This is a genomic window from Streptomyces apricus (assembly GCF_008369065.1).
GTDB lineage: Bacteria > Actinomycetota > Actinomycetes > Streptomycetales > Streptomycetaceae > Streptomyces > Streptomyces apricus.
Window position 1 is genome coordinate 1383963 of record NZ_VDFC01000046.1, and the last position, 18178, is coordinate 1402140.

The following is an 18178-nucleotide window of genomic DNA, read 5'->3' on the forward strand; positions in this document are numbered from 1 at the left end:
GGCTGGCGGCCGACCGGGGGGCGGGGGTGCCGCCGGCCGGGGTCGACCGCGAGGAGGTCGACGCGGCACGGCGGGCGTTGCGGTGCGGGGAGCTGGCGGAGCTGACCGCGTCGGCGCGGGCGCCGCTGACCGCGGGGCGTTTCCTGCGCAACATCACCGGCGCGCCGCACCGGACATCGTTCCGCTTCCCCAACGACCCGGTACGGGCGGAGAGGGAACTGTGCGGGTGAGGTGCCGGGGGGACGTGCGGGCGCCGGCTCCCCCGTCCCTGGAGTGGTGAGGAACCGGCGCGCTCACGTCTGTGGTGCGAGGCGGTGGCCGAGTTCCATACGGGAGTTGATACCGAGCTTGGCGTAGGCGTTGCCGAGGTGGTACTCGATGGTCTTCACGCTGAGGACGAGTTCCCGGGCGATCTGCCGGTTCGTCATCCCCCGCACTGCCAGCCTCGTCACGGTCAGTTCCTGGGCGGTCAGAACGGGATGGCGCGCGAGCGCCACACGCCCCGGCGCCCGCCCGCAGGCCGCGAGTTCCACGTCACAACGGTCTCGGTACGGAACGGCCTCCAAACGGTGCAGGGCCTCACAGGCCGGCTGGAGCTGGGCCACCGCGGCACTGCGCTTGCCGGAGCGGCGCAGGAAGGTGCCGAAAGCCAGTTGCAACAGCGTGCGTTCCCAGCAGGGGCCACCCCGTTCGCAGTGGTCGAGGCCTGCGCGGAACGCCTGTTCGGCGGCTTCGGAACGACCACGGGCCGCTTCCAGCATGCCCCGGCACCGAGCGGCGGCAGCCATGTCGAGCCAGCGGTCGCGCTCTGCGGCACCTGCCTCGTAAGGCACCAGAACGGCCTCGGCGTCATCCGGCCGACCGGTACGCACAAAGGCTTCGACGAGCAGGGGACGCCACAGGACGGGGCCGATCTCGGTGAGGGCGGCACGGTGCACGACTGCCGGATCGAGCAAGGGAAGCAGGGCATCGAGCGCTCCCTCGTGATCGCCCTGTGCGATGCGCACGGTGCCGAGCGCGGTGTGCGCGAGGGCGATGTCGTTGATGTCGGCAAGTGCCCGGGCGTACTCGGCGGCCTTGTCCGCGTGCGCGACAGCGGCCTCGAAGTCGCCCCGCGCTGCCAGTGGCCCGGCGACGAGCGAGTGGACCATGGCGAGGACGGACACCTGATCCGTGTCCTCGGCCAGTGAGACGGCCTGGGTGCCGTGCGCGACGGCGTCGTCCCAGTGCCCGGAACGGTACTCGGCGTCGACGAGGAACGAGAGGGCGACGAGGCCCGTGTAGGGCAGTCCGCCGCGCCGGTGGGAGAGGAAGGCGTCCTTGAGGTCACGTCGAGCAGCGCTCAGTTCGCCGTTCCACAGGCGTAGCAGACCGCGCGACATCAGCCCGTCCAGTTCCGCCGGACCGTTCCGGGGACCGGCGACGCTCAGGTGGGCGAGAGAGGCCAGTGCTTCTTCGTGCCTCCCCTGGAGGCCGAGACCGATGGCCAGGGACTCCCGGAGAAAGGTGGACCGCTGTCCCGGTGGCAGTTCGAGTCCACGGCGTGACCAGGCGACGGCCCGCGGGGTGTCGGACTCGGTGAGGTGGAGGAAGGCCAGCTGTTCGGCCGCGGAGCGCAATGTGTCCACCGGTGTGTCCGCGTCGCAGTCGTCCCAGCAGGCCGTGAGTGACCGCCTGGCCTCTTCCAACCGCCCCGCGGTGCAGGCCAGATGACCGAGGACGTAGTGCCGTGCGGCACAGGACGGCAGTTCGAGCACCTGGGACTCCAGCTCGACCGCCTGTCCGATGTCCCCCGCCAGGAGCAGGTACTCCACTGCGTCGAGAAACCGTGCCGCGTGGTCCGCTTCGTGCGGGGAGAGCCGGGCGGCTGCCATGGCCGCGGAAGCCGCTGCGGACCAGGCTCCTTCGGAAGCCTGGCGTGCCGCGAGCCGGTGGAGCTTCAGCGCGAGTTCCGCGTCGGGCCCCACGGCGGCCTGCGCCCGATGATGAAGGGCTGCCGCCGGGTCGTTCGACCGGCGCGCCGCCCTTTCGTGCAGCCGGGAGCGGAGGGCCGGACGCAATCCCTGGTAGACGGCGGCCCGCGAGAGCGGATGCGGAAACGCGACCTTGGGCAGACCACCGACCGTGCCCCCTTCGAGCAGCCCGGCTTCCAGGGCCTCCGCCAAGGCCTCCAGCGGATCGGGTACGGACCCGATGTGCGCGGCCAGGTGCAGGAGGCTGGACATGCCGAGCACGCTGGCCGCCTCGACGAGCCGCCGTGTGCCGGGGCCGCAACCGTCGAGCCGGGCGCTGACGAGACGCTCGTGGGCCGGGGACGCGGGCAGGACCGCTTCGTCTCCCGCAACGGCCTCGGGAAGGAACTGATGCAGCAGGGCCTGCGTGTGCAGCGGATTGCCCCGCGTGTGCTCGCGCAACCGGGCGGCGGCCCAGCGCGACAACGGAGTGTGGCCCAGCGCGAGGTTGAGACGGCAGATCTCCTGAGCGGCGAGCCCCTCCAGGTGCAACGTGAGTGTGTCGTCGTCATCCAGGACCCGGCGGAGTCCGGCCGGCAGTCTGAGGTCGTTCACGTCACGTATCACCAGGACGGTCAGTACCCGGTCCACCCGTAGGCGCCGTAACGCGAAAGTGAGAGCGTGCAGAGAAGGGCTGTCGGCCCAGTGCGCGTCGTCGACCACCATGACGACGGGCGACTGTTCCTGCGTCCCGCTCACCACATCCAGCAGGGCGGAACCCACCACGACGGGATCCGGCACGACCGCACCGGGCCGTACGCAGCGATCGAGTTCACGCAGGGGCGGATCCAGTCCGTCGCCGACATCCACGAGCAACTGCGCCACGACGGAATACGGCAGGTGCATCTCGCCGTCGTCGCCACTGGCCCGCAGAATGCGGCAGCCGGGCTCCATCTCCGCGAGGAAACGGCGCACCAGGCAGGTCTTGCCGATTCCGGCGGGTCCCTCGACCACCACCACCTGCGGCTCGCCGAGCGCGGCTCCGCGCAGTCGCGCACCCATCCGGGACAGTTCGTCCTCCCGGCCGACGAAGAACGTGTCAGGCACCGATCGCACCGTGCGCCCCCTCCCCCGGGGGCCTGCTCGACTCATGAACAGGGCTACGGCTGAGTGCCGCGTCACCGACCGGAAACCGGATTGTCTCCCCCCGAACACTCACATTTTGGCGGAACGCCCAGAGGTTGAAAAGCGTCTCCCGCGCCGGCTCCGGGCCGCCCGTGCGGCACGGAGCGAACGGGCCGCCGGCCGGCCGGGCAGAGGTTGCCCGGCCGGCCGGCGGCCCTCGGACGCAGCGTCCCGCACGGAGGCGACCAGCCGCTTTCCAGCCGGTCCGCTCAGCGCTGGACGAGGAACCGCGGGCTCGTCGCGAAGCTGGCGTCCGGTTCCTGCAGGCCCATGTAGACCGTCGCGTAGACCTCGCACTGGTGCCCCTTGTGCTTCTCCAGTTCCGAGGCCGCGACACCGAAGACGAACGCGCTGTGCTGTTTGTTCCACGGTGCCTGGCTGAGCTGGCCGGTCACGGCGCCCGCGGGCGTCGTGGGGATGTTCGTGCCGTCGACCAGGTCCTTCACCGTCACGTCGACCTCGTAGGGCACCCCCATGCGGAAGACGGCGTCGCCCGCTTCGGCCTCCACCACGATCTGCGCGGCTTCCTTCGGATCCAGTGTCGGGTCGGCACTGGGACTGGCGGTGCTGCGGGCGAAGACCCGTACGATCTCCGTGTCGTTCGGACCCATGGCGACCATCTCCCTCGTGGTGGCGAACCCGCCCGGCCCGTTGCCGGACGTCGTTCATCGCCAGCGACGTTAGGGAGGGGCGAGGGCACCGCGCCCCAGGGCGCTCCCAGGGGGAAACCCCAGGCCTGTCACATACATGCGTACGGGCCGTCCACCGGTTGCGCCGCCTCCTGATACGTCGTGACCTCGGCGATCGGGAACGGAAGTCACTGCTCCGCCGTACCGTCCGAAGGCGGATCCCCGTACCCGAGGGCGGCAGCCCTGTTCATCGTTTCGGCAAGTCGGTGGATCGGGGCCGATTCCGTGGCCGAGGCCAGCCTGGTCGCACGGTCCGCCAGGTCCGGGAGGGACGGGGCGCCCGGCAGCGGGGACCAGTCGGTGCCGGGCCTGCGCAGGGCGTCGGCGAAGTACGCCGCCAGTGCCGTGACCTGGAGGCCGGTGCGGGCCGTGGTCCCGGTCCACAGGGGCTGGGTCAGGGCTGCCGCCCCCACTCGGGCCGACCGCTCGTGGGGGACGCGCGTGCCCGGGTCCAGCCACCGTACGGTCGCCGTCGCCACATGGCCCGTCGCGCCGGGCCTGACCCGTACCGCGTACAGCGCCGTCACCGTGTGGCCCGGGCCCGTCTCGCCGCCGTCCACCCGGTCGTCGCGGAAGTCCTCGTCGGCGACCCGGCGGTTGTCGTAGCCGACGAGCCGGAACCGCTCCACCGTTTCGGGGTCGAAGGCGACCTGCGCCTTGGCGTCCCGCGCGGTCAGGTCGATGTGGCGGGGCAGTTCGTCGCAGAAGAGCTCACGGGCGTCCGCGGCGTTCGACACGTACGTGGTGTGCCCGTCGCCCTTGTCGGCGAGGCGCTCCATCAGCGCGTCGCCGTAGTCGCTGCCCACGCCCACGCCGAACAGCGTGATGCCGTGCGCGCGGCGGGCGTCCCCGATGCGTTCGAGGATCGCGTCGGCGTCGGTCTCACCGGTGTTGGCGAGGGCGTCGGAGAGCAGCACGACCCGGTTGGTGGCGCCCTCGCGCAGCCCCTCGACGGCCGTGCGGTAGCCGGTGGTGACGCCTGCGCCGAGGTTGGTCGAGTCGGTCGGCTCAAGCGTGCCGATCGCCTCGTGGACCCGGCCGCGGTGGTCGCCGAGCCGGGTCATCGGCAGGACGGTCCGCGCCTCGTCGCTGAAGGTCACCAGCGCGACCGCGTCGTCGTCGCGCAGCCGGTCCGTCATCACGCTCAGGGACTGTTGGGCGAGGTCGAGCCGGCCCGGTTCGGCCATGGAGCCCGACACGTCGATGACGAAGGTGAGCGCGGCGGGCGGGCGGCGGTCCTCGGCCGCGCGGGTGGCGAGGCCGACCCTGACGAACCGCCAGCCCTCCTCCCCCGTACGGGCACCGTCCACGGTGACCGTGAAGCCGTTGCCGTCCGGGCGCTCGTAGTCCTGGCGGAAGCTGTTGATGAACTCCTCGGGGCGGACCGTCGATGGATCAGGCCGCCGGCCGTCCTCCAGGGTGCGGCGCGCGTAGCCGTACGAGGCGGTGTCGACGTCCAGCGCGAACGTGGAGAGGTGGCCGGCCGACGGTGGCGCGCTCTCGCGGAGCTCGTCGCCCGTATCGCCCCGGCCGTCCTCGTACCTCCCGGTCGGCCCCCCGGCGGTGCCCGGAGGGCCGGTCGGCGCGGCCGGGGCGGGGGCCGGGAAACCGTTGTCCTGCCGTGCCTCGGTGCCGCTGCGCTTTCCCGAGCCGCCGTCGTCCCCGCCGCCGCAGGCGGTGAGCAGGAGGCCGGCGGTGACGGTCACGGCGACGAGCGCGCCCCGTACCCGGCGCCGTGCCTGCCGTGCCTGCCGCGTCCGGTGCTGTTCGGTGCGCCTCATGTGTGTCCCCTCGGTGACCGCCGTGAGCCGACGTCTGTGACTGTGACGGCGGAGGCGGCCGGAAGGAGCGGGCCGAGGAGTTGCGGATGGGTTGCGATGCGGCCACGGCAGGCACCCGCCGAGACCGGCGGGTGATCCTCCGGAGACCCGGGCGTGGCTAGGACACCACGTCCTTGCGGGCGAAGCCTCGGAAGGCCAGGGCGAACAGGACCATGGCGTACGTGACGGAGACCGCCGTGCCCTGGATCATGCCGCCCCACTCGGGGGTGGGCTGCACCGCGTCGGCCCACGCGAACTGCCAGTGCGCGGGCAGGAAGTGGCGCCAGTCGCCGAGCGCGGTGACCGCGTCCAGCACGTTGCCCACGATCGTCAGGCCGACCGCGCCCCCCACCGCGCCCAGCGGCGCGTCGGTCTTCGTCGACAGCCAGAACGCGAGCCCGGCCGTGACCAGCTGGGACGCGAAGATGAACGCGATCACGACGACGAGGCGCTGGGCCGCCGTGCCCGCGGACAGGGTGCCGCCGGTGGGGATCTCCAGCGGCCCCCAGCCGTACGCGACCGTCCCCACCGCCAGCGCGACGACCGGCAGCAGCACCATCGCGGCGAGGCTGAGGCCGAGCGCCACCACGAGCTTGGACCACAGCAGGCGGGCCCGGGGCACCGGTGCCGCGAGCAGGTAGCGCAGCGAGGACCAGCTCGCCTCCGAGGCGATGGTGTCGCCGCAGAACAGGGCGACGGGGACGACCAGCAGGAAGCCCGCGGAGACGAAGAGGTTCGTCGCGGCGAAGTTGGCGCCCGACGCCGTGGCCGTGTCCATGAGGGTGACCCGGCCCTCGCGGCCGTCCGGCTGCCCGCCGATCGCGAAGGCCACCGCCAGCACGAAGGGCAGGGCGGCCAGGATCGCCCCCATGACCAGCGTGCGGCGCCGCTTGAGCTGGCGCATCAGCTCGACCCGCAGCGGGAGGGTGCGTCCGGCCCGGTAGCCGTCCGCCACTTCGGCACGCTCTGCAAGTGTGCTCACGCGGAGCCTCCGATCAGGGTCAGGAACGCGTCCTCCAGGCGGCGGTGCGGGCCGAGGGACGCCACCGGCACCTCCAGCCGCACCAGCTCCACCAGGAGCCGGGCCGCCGCCGCGGAATCGTCGGCGGCCTGCTCGCCCCCGGTGTCCCGTGCCGTCAGGCGCAGCAGCAGGCCGTCGTCCGTGCGCAGCGCCGACGCGACGCCCGGCAGCGCGGCCACCTTCTCCACCAGCGGGTCCGTGACCTCGCCCGCGAGGCCGACCAGAAGGGTGTCGCCGGAGCCGACGATCTCGTGGACCGGACCCGCCTGGACCAGCCGTCCGCGGTCCATGACGACCAGATGCGTGCAGGACTGCTCGACCTCGGCGAGGAGGTGGCTGGAGACGATGACCGTGCGACCGGCCGCCGCGTAACGGATCATCACCTCGCGCATCTCGCGGATCTGGGGCGGGTCGAGGCCGTTGGTCGGTTCGTCGAGGATCAGCAGGTCCGGCAGGCCGAGCATGGCCTGGGCGATGGCGAGGCGCTGCCGCATGCCCTGCGAGTAGGTGCGGACCGCGCGGGCCAGCGCGTCGCCCAGGCCCGCGATCTCCAGGGCCTCGTCCAGGTGGGCGTCCTCGGCCGGGCGCCCGGTGGCCTGCCAGTACAGCTCCAGGTTCTCGCGGCCGGACAGGTGCGGAAGGAAGCCCGCGCCCTCCACGAAGGCGCCGACCCGGGACAGCACCGGCGCGCCCGGCCGGATCGCGTGCCCGAAGACGCGGATCTCGCCGCCGTCGGGCTTGATGAGGCCCATGAGCATACGCAGGGTGGTGGTCTTGCCCGCGCCGTTCGGGCCGAGCAGGCCGAGCACCTGGCCCCTCTCGACGCGGAACGACAGGTCCCGTACGGCGTAGCGGTCCGAGGACTTCGCGTACCGCTTGCTCAGGTCCGTGATCTGCAGCGGGACCTCGGCGAGCGCCGGGTCGGGCGGGGCCGCGACCGTGCGGCGGCGGCCCGTCAGCAGCAGGCCCAGGGCGAGCAGCGCGCCGGCGGCCGGCAGCCACCACACCCAGGCGGGCAGCCCCGCGGCCGCGGTGCTCACACCGGGCGCGGTCGGCACGGCGAGGTCGCCCTTGAGGGACACCTTGTACGTGGCGGGCGCCACCGGGGACGCGTACCCGAGGTCGGTCGAGGCGAGGACCAGGCGCAGGCGGTGGCCGTCGCGCACCTCGTGGTCGACGGCGGGCAGGGTGAGCCGGACGTCCTTGCCGCCGTCGCCGGTCTCGACGCGGACCGGGGTGACCAGCTGCGACGGCAGGACCTGCTGCCGGCCGCCGGGCCCGACGTCGTACAGCTTGGCGAAGAGGACGGCCTCGCCGGTCGTGGACCGCACGTTCACCGTCACCGTGGGCGAACCGGTGATCCGCAGGTCCCGGGCGAGGGGCTCGGACTCGAACCGGGCGTACTGGCCGGGGAAGTCGAGGGAGACGCCGACGCCGAGCGTGGACAGCTGGGAGAGGCCCGTGGCGCCGCCGAGGCCGGGGAGCGAGGAGACACCGGGCGGGCTGGCGCCCGCGGGGTTGACGAACTCCTGCTCGCGCCCGCTCAGCGCGAACTCCCTTTCGTCGCCGGTGAGTCCGGGGTACGTGTCGCTGTCGGCGCCCCGCAGCTGCGCCGCGCCGTCGGTGGAGTCGATGCCGCCGGTGCGCGTGACGCGGAACGCGGGGCCCGTGTCGGCGCTCTCGTCGTCCTTCAGGTAGCGGTCGAACCAGGAGGTGACGCGCGCGTGGACGCGGTCCACCTCCATGTCGCCGCCGTCGTGGCCGCCGGCGAGCCAGTCGACGTCCACGGGGGCGCCGTTGGCCTCGACGGCCTTCGCGATCTCGTCGGCCTGGCCGAGCGGGAAGAGGGAGTCGGTCTGGCCCTGCATGACGAGCGTGGGCACCTTGATGCGGTCGCCGACGGCGGAGGGGCTGCGCTCCTCAAGGAGCTTCACGGCCGCGGCGTCGGGTTTGCCGGACTCCGCGACCCGCTCGTACATCGCGCAGAGCTTCGGCTCGAACATCTTGCAGCCGCCGCCGGAGTTGATGAACATCCCGGCCCAGAGCTTCTTGAAGACGCCGTCGGGGAACAGGGCGTCCGCGAGGTTCCAGTACGTGATGGACGGGGCTATCGCGTCCACGCGCCGGTCGTGTCCCGCCGTGAGCAGGGAGACCGCGCCGCCGTACGAGGCGCCGGTCATGCCGACCCGGGGGTCGCCCTTCTTGTCGAGCTCGACCTCGGGACGCTCGGCGAGCCAGTCGATCAGGCGGGAGACGTCGGCGACCTCGCCCTTCGGGTCGTTCAGGCCGATCCTGCCGGTGGACCTGCCGAAGCTGCGGGCCGACCAGGTGAGGACCGCGTAGCCGTCGCGGGCGAGGTCCTCAGCCTGCTCGCGCACGTCCTCCTTGTCGCCGCCGAAGCCGTGCGTGAGGAGGACGGCGGGGCGGCGGCCCGCTCCGTCGCCGCCGGAGGTGAAGTACGACGTGTCGATCCGCACCCCGTCCGCCGTGGGGAGGATGCGGTCGGTGCGGTGCACCGCGGGTGCCTCGTCGGAGGCGACCGCCGTCCACGTGCCGGCGCCGGCGAGCACCACGACGGCGGCCGCGGCGGCGGTCCACCGGCGGGCTCGCGGCCGGGCTCGCAGTGGCGCGGGCAATCGAAGATCCATGGCCTCCACGGTACGGGGCGCCTCCGGCGGGGGGTGCAGCCGAGGGGCGGAGCCCCTTGGCATCCCGTAGGAGTACGGGCCTCCTTCGTGTACCGCAGGTGCGGTACACGAAGGCTTGCCCGGGGGTGGGTGGACGGGTGCGGGTGCGGGGCCACCGTCGAGGACGACTGCCTGATCGGGATGGGGGCGACGGTCCTCAACGGGGCGGTGATCGGGGCGGGGTCGCTCGTCGCGGCGCAGGCGCTGGTGCCGCAAGGGATGCGGGTGCCGCCTGGATCTCTGGTCGCCGGTGTCCCCGCCAAGGTGAAGCGGGAGCTCTCCGAGGAGGAGCGGGAGGGGGTTTCCCTGAACGGGGTGTTCTATGTGGAGCTGGCGGCTGCCCACCGGGCGGCGCACGAGGGGTAGCCACGAAGCGGGTTCGGCGGGTGCGGGCCGGTGGGGGCTGGTCGCGCAGTTCCCCGCGCCCCTCGAAAGGCGGGGCTGCGCCCGCCTTCGGGGACGGTCTCAGTCGGTTGCCGGGACGGGGTCMGGGGATGCCGAGGGCTTCTCCGTCTCCCGTTCCGTCGTCATCCTCTTCGCCCTGCGCTTCATGATCAGCATCGAGGCCAGGCCGAAGAGGACCGCGGCGACCAGGCCGAGCCAGGAGAAGCGCTTGAGCCAGGACTCGGCGACCACGCCCACGTAGTAGATGACCGCGGTGGTGCCGCCCGCCCAGATGATGCCGCCGAGCACGTTGGCGATCAGGAACTTCCAGTACGGCATGCGCAGCACGCCCGCGAGCGGGCCCGCGAAGATGCGCAGCAGGGCGATGAAGCGGCCGAAGAAGACCGCCCACATGCCCCACTTCTCGAAGGAGCGCTCGGCGGTGGCGATGTGTCCCTCGCTGAAGTGCTTGGGGAACTTCGCGCCCAGCCAGGCCAGCAGCGGGCGTCCGCCCTTGCGGCCGATGGCGTACCCGATGGAGTCCCCGATGATCGCACCGGCGGTCGCGCAGGCGCCGAGGACGACGGGGTTGATGTCACCGTGCTGGGAGGCGAGGAGCGCCGAGGAGACGAGGATGATCTCGCCCGGCAGCGGGATGCCGAGGCTCTCCAGGCCGATGACCAGGCCGACCAGCGCGTAGATGCTGACCGCGGGCACGGTCTCCAACCATTCCTGGACGTGCAACGCCGGTTCCTCCCGAATTCACCGCGGACCGGGCCGGGCCCGGCGTGCGCCCGCTCGCGCGCACGCCGGGCAGCCTACCGGTTCACCCGCAGGGGGCGGCGACCCGTCAACCCCTCACACCGTGACCGTCGTACGCAGCCGCAGGTCACGGGAGGAGGGGCCGACCCAGACGGTCCGCCGCCCGGTGCCGAGCACCCAGCCGTGCCGCTGAGGGTCCCACGAGGAGAGGGTGCGTCCGTCGACGCGCACGGTGATCCTGCGCGACTGACCCGCCGCGAGGGCGAGCCGCCGGTAGCCGCCCAGGATCCGTACGGGCCGCTCGATCCGCAGGTCGGGCGAGGGGCCCACGTACACCTGCGGGACGTCGACGCCGTCCCGGCGCCCGGTGTTGCGGACGGTGAAGGTCACCTCCAGGCCGTCCCCGGTCCGCTCCACCGCCAGGTCCTCGTGGGCGAAGGAGGTGTACGAGAGGCCGTGCCCGAACGGGAACAGCGGCCGTACGCCCTGGGCGTCGTACCAGCGGTGTCCGGCGTGGACGCCCTCCGAGTACTCCTGGACGCCGTCGACGCCCGGGTAGCGCAGCGGTTCGCCCGCGACGGGGTGGCTGTCGTCGTCGGCCGGGAAGGTCTGGGTGAGGCGCCCGCCGGGGTCGCAGTCGCCGAACAGGACGGCGGCGGTGGCCGCGGCGCCCTCCTGGCCGGGGTAGTACATCTGCAGCACGGCGGCGGTGCGCTCCAGCCACGGCATCGCGGTCGAGGAGGAGGTGTTGAGGACGACGGTCGTGCGCGGGTTGGCCGCCGTCACCGCCTCGACGAGCCGGGTCTGGTGGCCGGGCAGGGCGAGGGTCGTGCGGTCCTGGTTCTCGGTGGCGTCCTCGTAGGCGAACAGGACGGCGCTGTGCGCGGCGGCCGCCGCGCGGGCCGCCTCGGCCACGTCCTGGGCGCGGGTGGCGCCGGTGGCGTACCGCAGTCTGAAGGTCTGCCCGGCGGCGCCGCCCTGCGCGGTGATCTCGACCCGGTGGGCGCCCGCCGTCAGGCCGAGCGTCGCGCGGCGCACCTCCAGGCCGTCGGGCGCGGTCGACACCAGTCCGCCGGCGAACCGTTCGGCGAGCCCGGCCGCCACCGGGAAGAGCTCGGTCCCGTCCAGGAGCACCGTGGGGCGCTTGCCGGAGTAGTGGATGACGAAGGTCCACTCGTCGTCGTCCCCGACGGTGAGCGTCCCGTCGTACGTCCAGGTCCGCCCGGCGCCGACCCGCTGGGCCTCGGGGGCGAGGCCCGCCGAGAGCGCGCCCTTCGGCAGGGGCTTGCCGAAGAGGTCCTCGCCGAGGGCGTACGTCACCCGGGCGCCCTTCCCGGCGCGGGACCTGATGGCGTGCAGCGGGCTGTCGGCGTGGTCGGGGACGACGTGGGCGCTGCCGCCGCCGCTGACGAACGGCAGGGAGCCGGTGGGGCCGATCACGGCGATGCCGCGGGCGGCGGGGCCGGTCAGGGGCAGCGTGCCGTCCTCGTTGCGCAGGAGGGTGGCGCCGGCCTTGGCGACCTCCAGGGCGACGGCGGCGCCGGCCGCCGGGTCCCGCCGCGGCCGGGGCGGGGCGCTGCCGTCGAGCAGGCCGAAGTCGTCCATCGCGCCCAGGATGCGGCGCACCGACCGGTCGACGTACTCCTCGGGGACGCCGCCGCCCCGGACCGCGTTCCTGAGTGCGGTCCCGAAGTACTTCCCGTTCGGCATCTCCATGTCGAGGCCCGCGGTGAGCGAGGCGACGGTGCTGTGGGCGGCGTACCAGTCGGTCATCACCCAGCCCTGGAAGCCCCAGCGGTCGCGCAGGACGCCGGTGAGGAGCTCGGCGTTCTCGCAGGCGTAGGTGCCGTTGACCTTGTTGTAGGCGCCCATGGCCGCGCGGGCGCCGGCGCCGACGGCGGCCTCGAAGCCGCGCAGTTCGACCTCGTTGAGGGTCTGCTCGTCGACCCGCACGTCGACGCTCTCGCGGTCCTTCTCCTGGTTGTTCATCGCGAAGTGCTTGACGGTCGCGATGAGGCCCTCCTCCTGGATGCCCCTGATCTGCGCGGCGACGAGGTCGGCGGAGAGCAGCGGGTCCTCGCTGAAGGTCTCGAAGTTGCGGCCCGCGTAGGGCGTGCGGATCAGGTTGACCATCGGGGAGAGCAGGACGTCCTGGCCGAGGGCGCGGCCCTCGCGGCCGATGACCCGGCCGTAGCGGCGCGCCAGGTCCGGGTCGAAGGCGGCGGCGAGCAGGACGGGCGCGGGCAGGGCGGTGGCCCGCCGTGCGACGCGGACGCCGGCGGGGCCGTCGGCGAGGCGCAGGGGCGGGATGCCCAGGCGCGGTACGCCGGGTACGTAGCCGGCCTGGCCGAGGGACTCGGGGTCGGGGGCGCCGTGCAGCAGGGAGATCTTCTCGTCCAGGGTGAGCCGGGTGAGGAGGCGCTCCACGCGAGGGTTCGCGGCCGCCCGGCGTACGGCGGCCCGGGCGGGTGCGGGGCCGCCCGCGGTGGCGGCGAGGGCGACGGCGGTCGCGCCGCCCAGCAGGCGCAGGACGGAGCGCCGGGACGCGGTGTGGGACATGGGGTGTCACTCCTCGTTGGGTGCGGGCACGAGGAGGTGAACCGCGGGGCGCACGGGGGCCGTCCTGGTTCGCCCTCCGGACGCACTATGCGACAGAGCGGCTTGACACACCGTGAGGCACCACTGACGTGACGTCACATTCGACCCCACCGGAAGAGCGGGCGGGCTCCCCGGGCGGTCGGACCCCGGGCCGTCAGACCGACGGGCCCGCCAGGGACTGCTCCGTCCAGATGATCTTGCCGTCCTGGGTGTAGCGGGTCCCCCAGCGCTGGGTGCAGCGGGAGATCAGGAAGAGGCCGCGGCCGCCCTCGTCGGTCGTCCTGGGGTGGCGCAGGTGCGGGGCCGTGGGGCTGGCGTCCCACACCTCGCAGACCAGGGTCCTGGACATGATGAGCCGGAGCCGGATCGGCCCGGAGGCGTGCCGGATCGCGTTGGTGACGAGTTCGCTGACGACGAGCTCGGTCGTGAAGGTCAGCTCGTCGAGGCCCCATTCGCTCAGCTGCCGGGAGGTCCGCTTGCGGACCTCGGCGACCGTGGCCGGGTCGGCGGGCAGCTCCCAGGACACCATGCGGTCCGCCGGCAGGCGGCGGGCGCGGGCCAGCAGCAGTACGACGTCGTCCGGCGGACGCGCCGGGACCAGGGCGTCGACCGCGGCCAGGCAGCGGTCGTCGAGCGCGGCGGCCGGCCGCTCCAGCACCCGGCGCAGCCGCTCCCGGTCGGCGGCGCCGTCGCGCAGGCCCGCGGGGCCCTCGGCGGCGAGCAGGCCGTCGGTGAACAGGGCGAGCACGCTGCCCTCGTCGAGCCGCAGTTCGATCGCCTCGAAGGGCGGGCCGCCGACGCCCAGTGCGGGCCCCGGCGGCAGTCCGGGGAAGTCCACCGTGCCGTCGGGGGCGACCACGGCGGGCAGGGCGTGGCCGGCGGAGGCCAGGGTGCACAGGCCGGCGACCGGGTCGTACACCGCGTAGAGGCAGCTGGCGCCCTTGGCCCGTACGCCGTCGGCGCGCGGCGGGGTGCCGGGCTCGTCCTCGCCCGCGGACCGGTCGACCAGGTCGTCGAGGTGGGCCAGCACCTCCTCGGGCGGCAGGTCCAGGTCGGCCAGGGTCTGGACGGCGGCCCGCAGCCGGCCCATGGCGGCGGCGGCCTCGATGCCGTGCCCGACCACGTCCCCCACGACGAGGGCGACCCGGGCGCCCGAGAGCGGGATGACGTCGAACCAGTCCCCGCCCAGGCCCGTCAGTTCGTCGGCGGGCCGGTAGCAGGCCGCGACCTCCATCGCGTCCTGCTCGGGGAGCCGGTGGGGCAGCAGGTGGCGCTGCAGGACCAGCGCGGCGTCGCGTTCGCGGGTGTAGCGGCGGGCGTTGTCGAGGGACAGGGCGGCGCGCGCCACGAACTCCTCCGCCAGCGCCAGGTCGTCCCGGTCGAAGGGCTCCGTGCGCCCGTGGCGGAAGAACGTGGTGATGCCGAGCGTGGTGCCGCGGGCCCGCACGGGCACGATCATCGCGCTGTGCGGTCCGGCGTCCGGGAGGGGACCGGCGCCGTCGCGGTCCTGCCCTGCGGTCCACCGCCCGGCCGGCGGGGCGAGGCGCTCCTCGATCCAGGACGTGCCGGTGGTGAGGGCGGTGAGCGGGGGCGCGCCGGCGGGGTGGCGGACGACCTGCCCGACGCCGGCGGGGGCCGCCGCCGGGTCGCCGGCCGACCGGTGGGCGGCCCGGCGCAGCGGTGCGGCGTCCGGTCCGCCGACCGGTCCGGGGTCGACCTCACCGCCCTTGAGGACGGTCTCCAGCAGGTCGACGGTGACGAGGTCGGCGAGGCCCGGCACCGCGACGTCGGCCAGTTCCTGGGCGGTGCGCACGACGTCCAGGGTGCGGCCTATGCGCTCGCCCGCCTGGTCCAGGAGGGTCAGGCGCTCGCGGGCCCGGTGGCGGTCGCTGACGTCCACGACCGTGTAGTACACGCCGAGCGGCCTGCCGGCGTCGTCGTCGAGCCGGGTGAACGACATGGCGTGGGCGGTCTGCCGGTGGGGGGACGAGCGGACCGTCCCCACGTGTTCGTAGTCGGCGACGCTCTCGCCGGTCGCCAGGACCTGGCGCATCACCCCTTCCAGGGCCTGCGCGTCCAGGCCGGGCTGGATGTCCCCGAGCCGCTTGCCGATGCGCTCGTGCCCGGGGCCGCCGCCGAACCGTTCCAGGGCGGCGTTCGACCAGACGAACCGCAGGTCGACGTCGACGATCGCGATGCCGATGGGTGAGTGCGCGGCCATCCGCTCCAGCACCCCGCGGCTCATGCGCCAGCCCGGGGTGCCGTCCGTGTCGGCGGCCAGGGCCACCCAGCGGGGCGCTCCCGCGTCCGCCGCCCCGGCCGGGACGACCCGGACGGTGGCGACGACCGGGTGCCCGTCGCGGTGGCGCACCGCCAGCAGTCCGGTCCAGCCGTCGTCCCGCGCGCACCGGGCAGCCAGGACGGGCAGGCGCGCCGCGTCCTCGGGCATCAGCAGTGCGGCCGCGGGGCGGCCCACGACGTCGGCCCGGCGGTGGCCGAACAGCCGCTCGGCGTCGGCCGTCCAGCCGGTGACCGTCGCGCGGGCGTCCAGCAGCACCACGGCGGCGTCCGTCATCTCGGGCCGCCGCCGCGCCACGCCGCTCTCCTCGCTCGCCACCCGACCGCCTCCGTTCCCGGGAGTGGTCTCCCCCTGGGAGTGGTCTTCCCGTCCGGCACGCCCGGTGCACCCGTGCCGCAGGGATCCAACCTACCGTCGCGAAGGGGTCCCGGGCCCGGCGGCCGCGTCCGATCAGGGCCGGACGAGCAGTTGGAAGTCGAAGGCGTAGCGGGAGGCGCGGTAGACGTGCGTGCCGTACTCCACGGCCCGGCCTGTGTCGTCGTAGGCCGTGCGGCACATGGTGAGCAGCGCGGCTCCGGCGGGTTCGTCGAGCAGGGCGCCCTCGGCCGCGGTGGCGCTGCGGGCCCCGACGGTCTGGCGGGCGCTGTGCAGGGTGATCCCGGCGGCCCGCATCATCCGGTAGAGGCCGGTCGACTCCAGCTTCGCGGTGTCCGCGTCGAGGAGGGCCGCGGGCAGGAAATTGCGCAGGTGGGCCATGGGTTCGCCGTGGGTGGAGCGCAGGCGTTCCAGCACGACGACGTCCCGGCCCTCGGGTATGCCGAGGGCCGCGGCGACCTCCGCGGAGGCCGGCTCGACGTCGTTGCGCAGGACCCGGGTGCCCGGGCTCTGGCCGGCGGCGGCGAGGTCGTCGTACAGGCTGCTCAGTTCCAGCGGACGCCGGACCTGGCTGTGCACCACCTGGGTGCCGATGCCCCGGCGGCGCACCAGCAGGCCCTTCTCGACCAGGGACTGGATGGCCTGGCGGACGGTCGGCCGGGACAGGCCGAGGCGGGCGGCGATGTCCACCTCGTTGCCCAGCAGGTCGCCGGGGGCCAGCGCCCCGTGCTCGATGGCGGACTCCAGCTGCTGGGCGAGCTGGTAGTAGAGCGGGATCGGGCTGCCCCGGTCCAGGGCGACCTCCAGGCGCTCGAAGGCCCCGGCGCCGGCCGGGCGTGCGATGTCGGTCTCTGCCACGGGAGCCCTTTCCCTTCAGGAGTTGCTGGGGAAGCCGAGGTTGACGCCGCCGCTGTCGGCCGGGTCGGGCCAGCGGGTGGTGACGACCTTGCCCTGGGTGTAGAAGGCGATCCCGTCGTTGCCGTAGACGTGGTGGTCGCCGAAGAGGGAGTCCTTCCAGCCGCCGAAGGAGTGGTAGCCGACGGGGACGGGGATCGGCACGTTGACGCCGACCATGCCGGCCTGGACCTCCAGCTGGAAGCGGCGGGCGGCGCCGCCGTCGCGGGTGAAGATCGCGGTGCCGTTGCCCCAGCGGGAGGCGTTGATCAGCGCGATGCCCTCGTCGTACGTGGCGGCGCGGACCACGCACAGCACGGGGCCGAAGATCTCGTCGCGGTACGCGTCCGCGGTGACCGGCACCTTGTCCAGGAGCGAGACGCCCAGGAAGAAGCCGTCCTCATGGCCGGGAACCGTGAGGCCGGTGCCGTCCACGACGACCTCGGCCCCCTGCGCGGCGGCGCCCGTCACGTACGAGGCGACCTTGTCGCGGTGCTCGCGGGTGATGAGCGGGCCCATCTCGCTGCCCGGGTCGTCGCCGGGACCGATCCTCAGGCCCCGGGCCCGCTCGGCGATCTTCGCCACCAGCTCGTCGCCGGTGTCGCCGACCGCGACGACGACCGAGACTGCCATGCAGCGCTCGCCGGCCGAGCCGTACGCGGCGCTGACGGCCTGGTCGGCGGCGAAGTCCAGGTCGGCGTCGGGCAGCACCAGCATGTGGTTCTTGGCGCCGCCGAGGGCCTGGACGCGCTTGCCGTGCTCGATGCCCTTGAGCTGGATGTACTGGGCGATGGGCGTGGAGCCGACGAAGGAGACGGCGGTGACGTCCGGGTGCTCCAGGAGGCGGTCCACGGCCACCTTGTCGCCCTGCACGACGTTGAGCACGCCGTCCGGCAGCCCGGCCTCGGAGGCCAGTTCGGCCAGCAGGAGGGAGGCGGAGGGGTCCTTCTCGCTGGGCTTGAGGACGAAAGTGTTGCCGCAGGCGACGGCGAGGGGGAACATCCACATCGGCACCATGGCCGGGAAGTTGAACGGCGTGATGCCGGCGACGACGCCGAGCGGCTGGCGGATGGCGGCCACGTCGACCCGGGTGGAGACCTGCGTGGACAGCTCACCCTTCAGCAACTGCGGTACGGAGCAGGCGAGTTCGACGATCTCCATGCCCCGGGCGACCTCGCCGAGCGCATCGGAGTGGACCTTGCCGTGCTCGGCGGTGATCAGCGCGGCCAGTTCGTCGCGGTGCGCGTCGAGCAGTTCGCGGTACTTGAAGAGCACCGAGGTGCGCCGGGCGAGCGAGGCGGTGCCCCAGTCCTCGAAGGCGGCCTTCGCGGAGGCGACGGCGGCGTCCACCTCGTCCGTGGAGGCGAGGGGCACCTGCTTCTCCTGGGCGCCGGTCGCCGGGTCGTACACGGGGCCGAAGCGGCCGGAGGCGCCCTCGACGGGCTTTCCCCCGATCCAGTGGGCGAGGTTCTTCATGGGGTGCGGTCCTTTTCGTGGGGGCGGGGCGGTGCG

General features: G+C 73.7%; 10 protein-coding genes and 2 pseudogenes. 2 read left to right on the forward strand and 10 right to left on the reverse strand.

Translation table 11 applies throughout. The features are described from left to right. Positions 1 to 230: pseudogene (locus tag FGF04_RS26350) on the forward strand (hypothetical protein); the annotation flags it as partial. A gap of 63 nt (positions 231 to 293) precedes the next feature. Here FGF04_RS26350 and FGF04_RS26355 read toward each other — a convergent pair. The 5 genes from FGF04_RS26355 to FGF04_RS26375 form a co-directional block, all read right to left on the reverse strand. Further along, the gene (locus FGF04_RS26355) at positions 294 to 3104 is read right to left on the reverse strand and encodes an AAA family ATPase (protein WP_149513709.1); all 2811 of its coding nucleotides are present in this window, start codon (positions 3102 to 3104) and stop codon (positions 294 to 296) included. Between the two features lie 242 nt (positions 3105 to 3346). Beyond that, positions 3347 to 3748 carry a hypothetical protein gene (locus FGF04_RS26360; RefSeq protein WP_149513710.1) on the reverse strand — a complete coding sequence of 134 codons (402 nt, stop codon included), beginning with the start codon at positions 3746 to 3748 and terminating at the stop codon, positions 3347 to 3349. Between the two features lie 206 nt (positions 3749 to 3954). Then, positions 3955 to 5607: a vWA domain-containing protein gene (locus tag FGF04_RS26365; protein ID WP_149513711.1), complete on the reverse strand. Its 1653-nt coding sequence runs from the start codon at positions 5605 to 5607 to the stop codon at positions 3955 to 3957. A gap of 157 nt (positions 5608 to 5764) precedes the next feature. Further along, positions 5765 to 6628 (reverse strand): ABC transporter permease, encoded by an 864-nt coding sequence (locus FGF04_RS26370; protein WP_149513712.1) that lies wholly within the window; start codon positions 6626 to 6628, stop codon positions 5765 to 5767. After that, complete coding sequence (locus FGF04_RS26375; RefSeq protein ID WP_149513713.1) at positions 6625 to 9315, reverse strand: alpha/beta fold hydrolase; 2691 nt, start codon at positions 9313 to 9315, stop codon at positions 6625 to 6627. The genes FGF04_RS26370 and FGF04_RS26375 overlap by 4 nt, the downstream gene beginning before the upstream one ends. A 147-nt stretch (positions 9316 to 9462) precedes the next feature. Between FGF04_RS26375 and FGF04_RS26380 the strand changes: the two are divergent. After that, positions 9463 to 9720 (forward strand): annotated as a pseudogene (locus tag FGF04_RS26380) (gamma carbonic anhydrase family protein); the annotation flags it as partial. Between the two features lie 99 nt (positions 9721 to 9819). Here FGF04_RS26380 and FGF04_RS26385 read toward each other — a convergent pair. From FGF04_RS26385 to FGF04_RS26405, 5 genes are all read right to left on the reverse strand, one after another. Next, complete coding sequence (locus tag FGF04_RS26385) at positions 9820 to 10482, reverse strand: DedA family protein (RefSeq protein ID WP_149513714.1); 663 nt, start codon at positions 10480 to 10482, stop codon at positions 9820 to 9822. Between the two features lie 114 nt (positions 10483 to 10596). Beyond that, positions 10597 to 13059 (reverse strand): beta-glucosidase family protein, encoded by a 2463-nt coding sequence (locus tag FGF04_RS26390; RefSeq protein WP_149513715.1) that lies wholly within the window; start codon positions 13057 to 13059, stop codon positions 10597 to 10599. Between the two features lie 193 nt (positions 13060 to 13252). Next, entirely contained in the window at positions 13253 to 15673 is a 2421-nt protein-coding gene (locus FGF04_RS26395; RefSeq protein ID WP_149513873.1) for a SpoIIE family protein phosphatase, read from the reverse strand. Positions 15674 to 15847: 174 nt separating this feature from the next. Then, positions 15848 to 16630 (reverse strand): GntR family transcriptional regulator, encoded by a 783-nt coding sequence (locus FGF04_RS26400; protein ID WP_149513716.1) that lies wholly within the window; start codon positions 16628 to 16630, stop codon positions 15848 to 15850. A 15-nt stretch (positions 16631 to 16645) separates the two neighbouring features. Further along, positions 16646 to 18142, reverse strand: a complete 1497-nt coding sequence (locus FGF04_RS26405; protein WP_149513717.1) for a CoA-acylating methylmalonate-semialdehyde dehydrogenase — start codon at positions 18140 to 18142, stop codon at positions 16646 to 16648. Positions 18143 to 18178 lie beyond the last annotated feature (36 nt).

Coding starts and splice junctions, on each gene's coding strand:
- FGF04_RS26360 (WP_149513710.1), bottom strand. CDS start 3,748: ATGGGTCCGAACGACACGGAGATCGTACGGGTCTTCGCCCGCAGCACC.
- FGF04_RS26365 (WP_149513711.1), bottom strand. CDS start 5,607: ATGAGGCGCACCGAACAGCACCGGACGCGGCAGGCACGGCAGGCACGG.
- FGF04_RS26375 (WP_149513713.1), bottom strand. CDS start 9,315: ATGGATCTTCGATTGCCCGCGCCACTGCGAGCCCGGCCGCGAGCCCGC.
- FGF04_RS26405 (WP_149513717.1), bottom strand. CDS start 18,142: ATGAAGAACCTCGCCCACTGGATCGGGGGAAAGCCCGTCGAGGGCGCC.
- FGF04_RS26355 (WP_149513709.1), bottom strand. CDS start 3,104: ATGAGTCGAGCAGGCCCCCGGGGGAGGGGGCGCACGGTGCGATCGGTG.
- FGF04_RS26395 (WP_149513873.1), bottom strand. CDS start 15,673: ATGACGGACGCCGCCGTGGTGCTGCTGGACGCCCGCGCGACGGTCACC.
- FGF04_RS26390 (WP_149513715.1), bottom strand. CDS start 13,059: ATGTCCCACACCGCGTCCCGGCGCTCCGTCCTGCGCCTGCTGGGCGGC.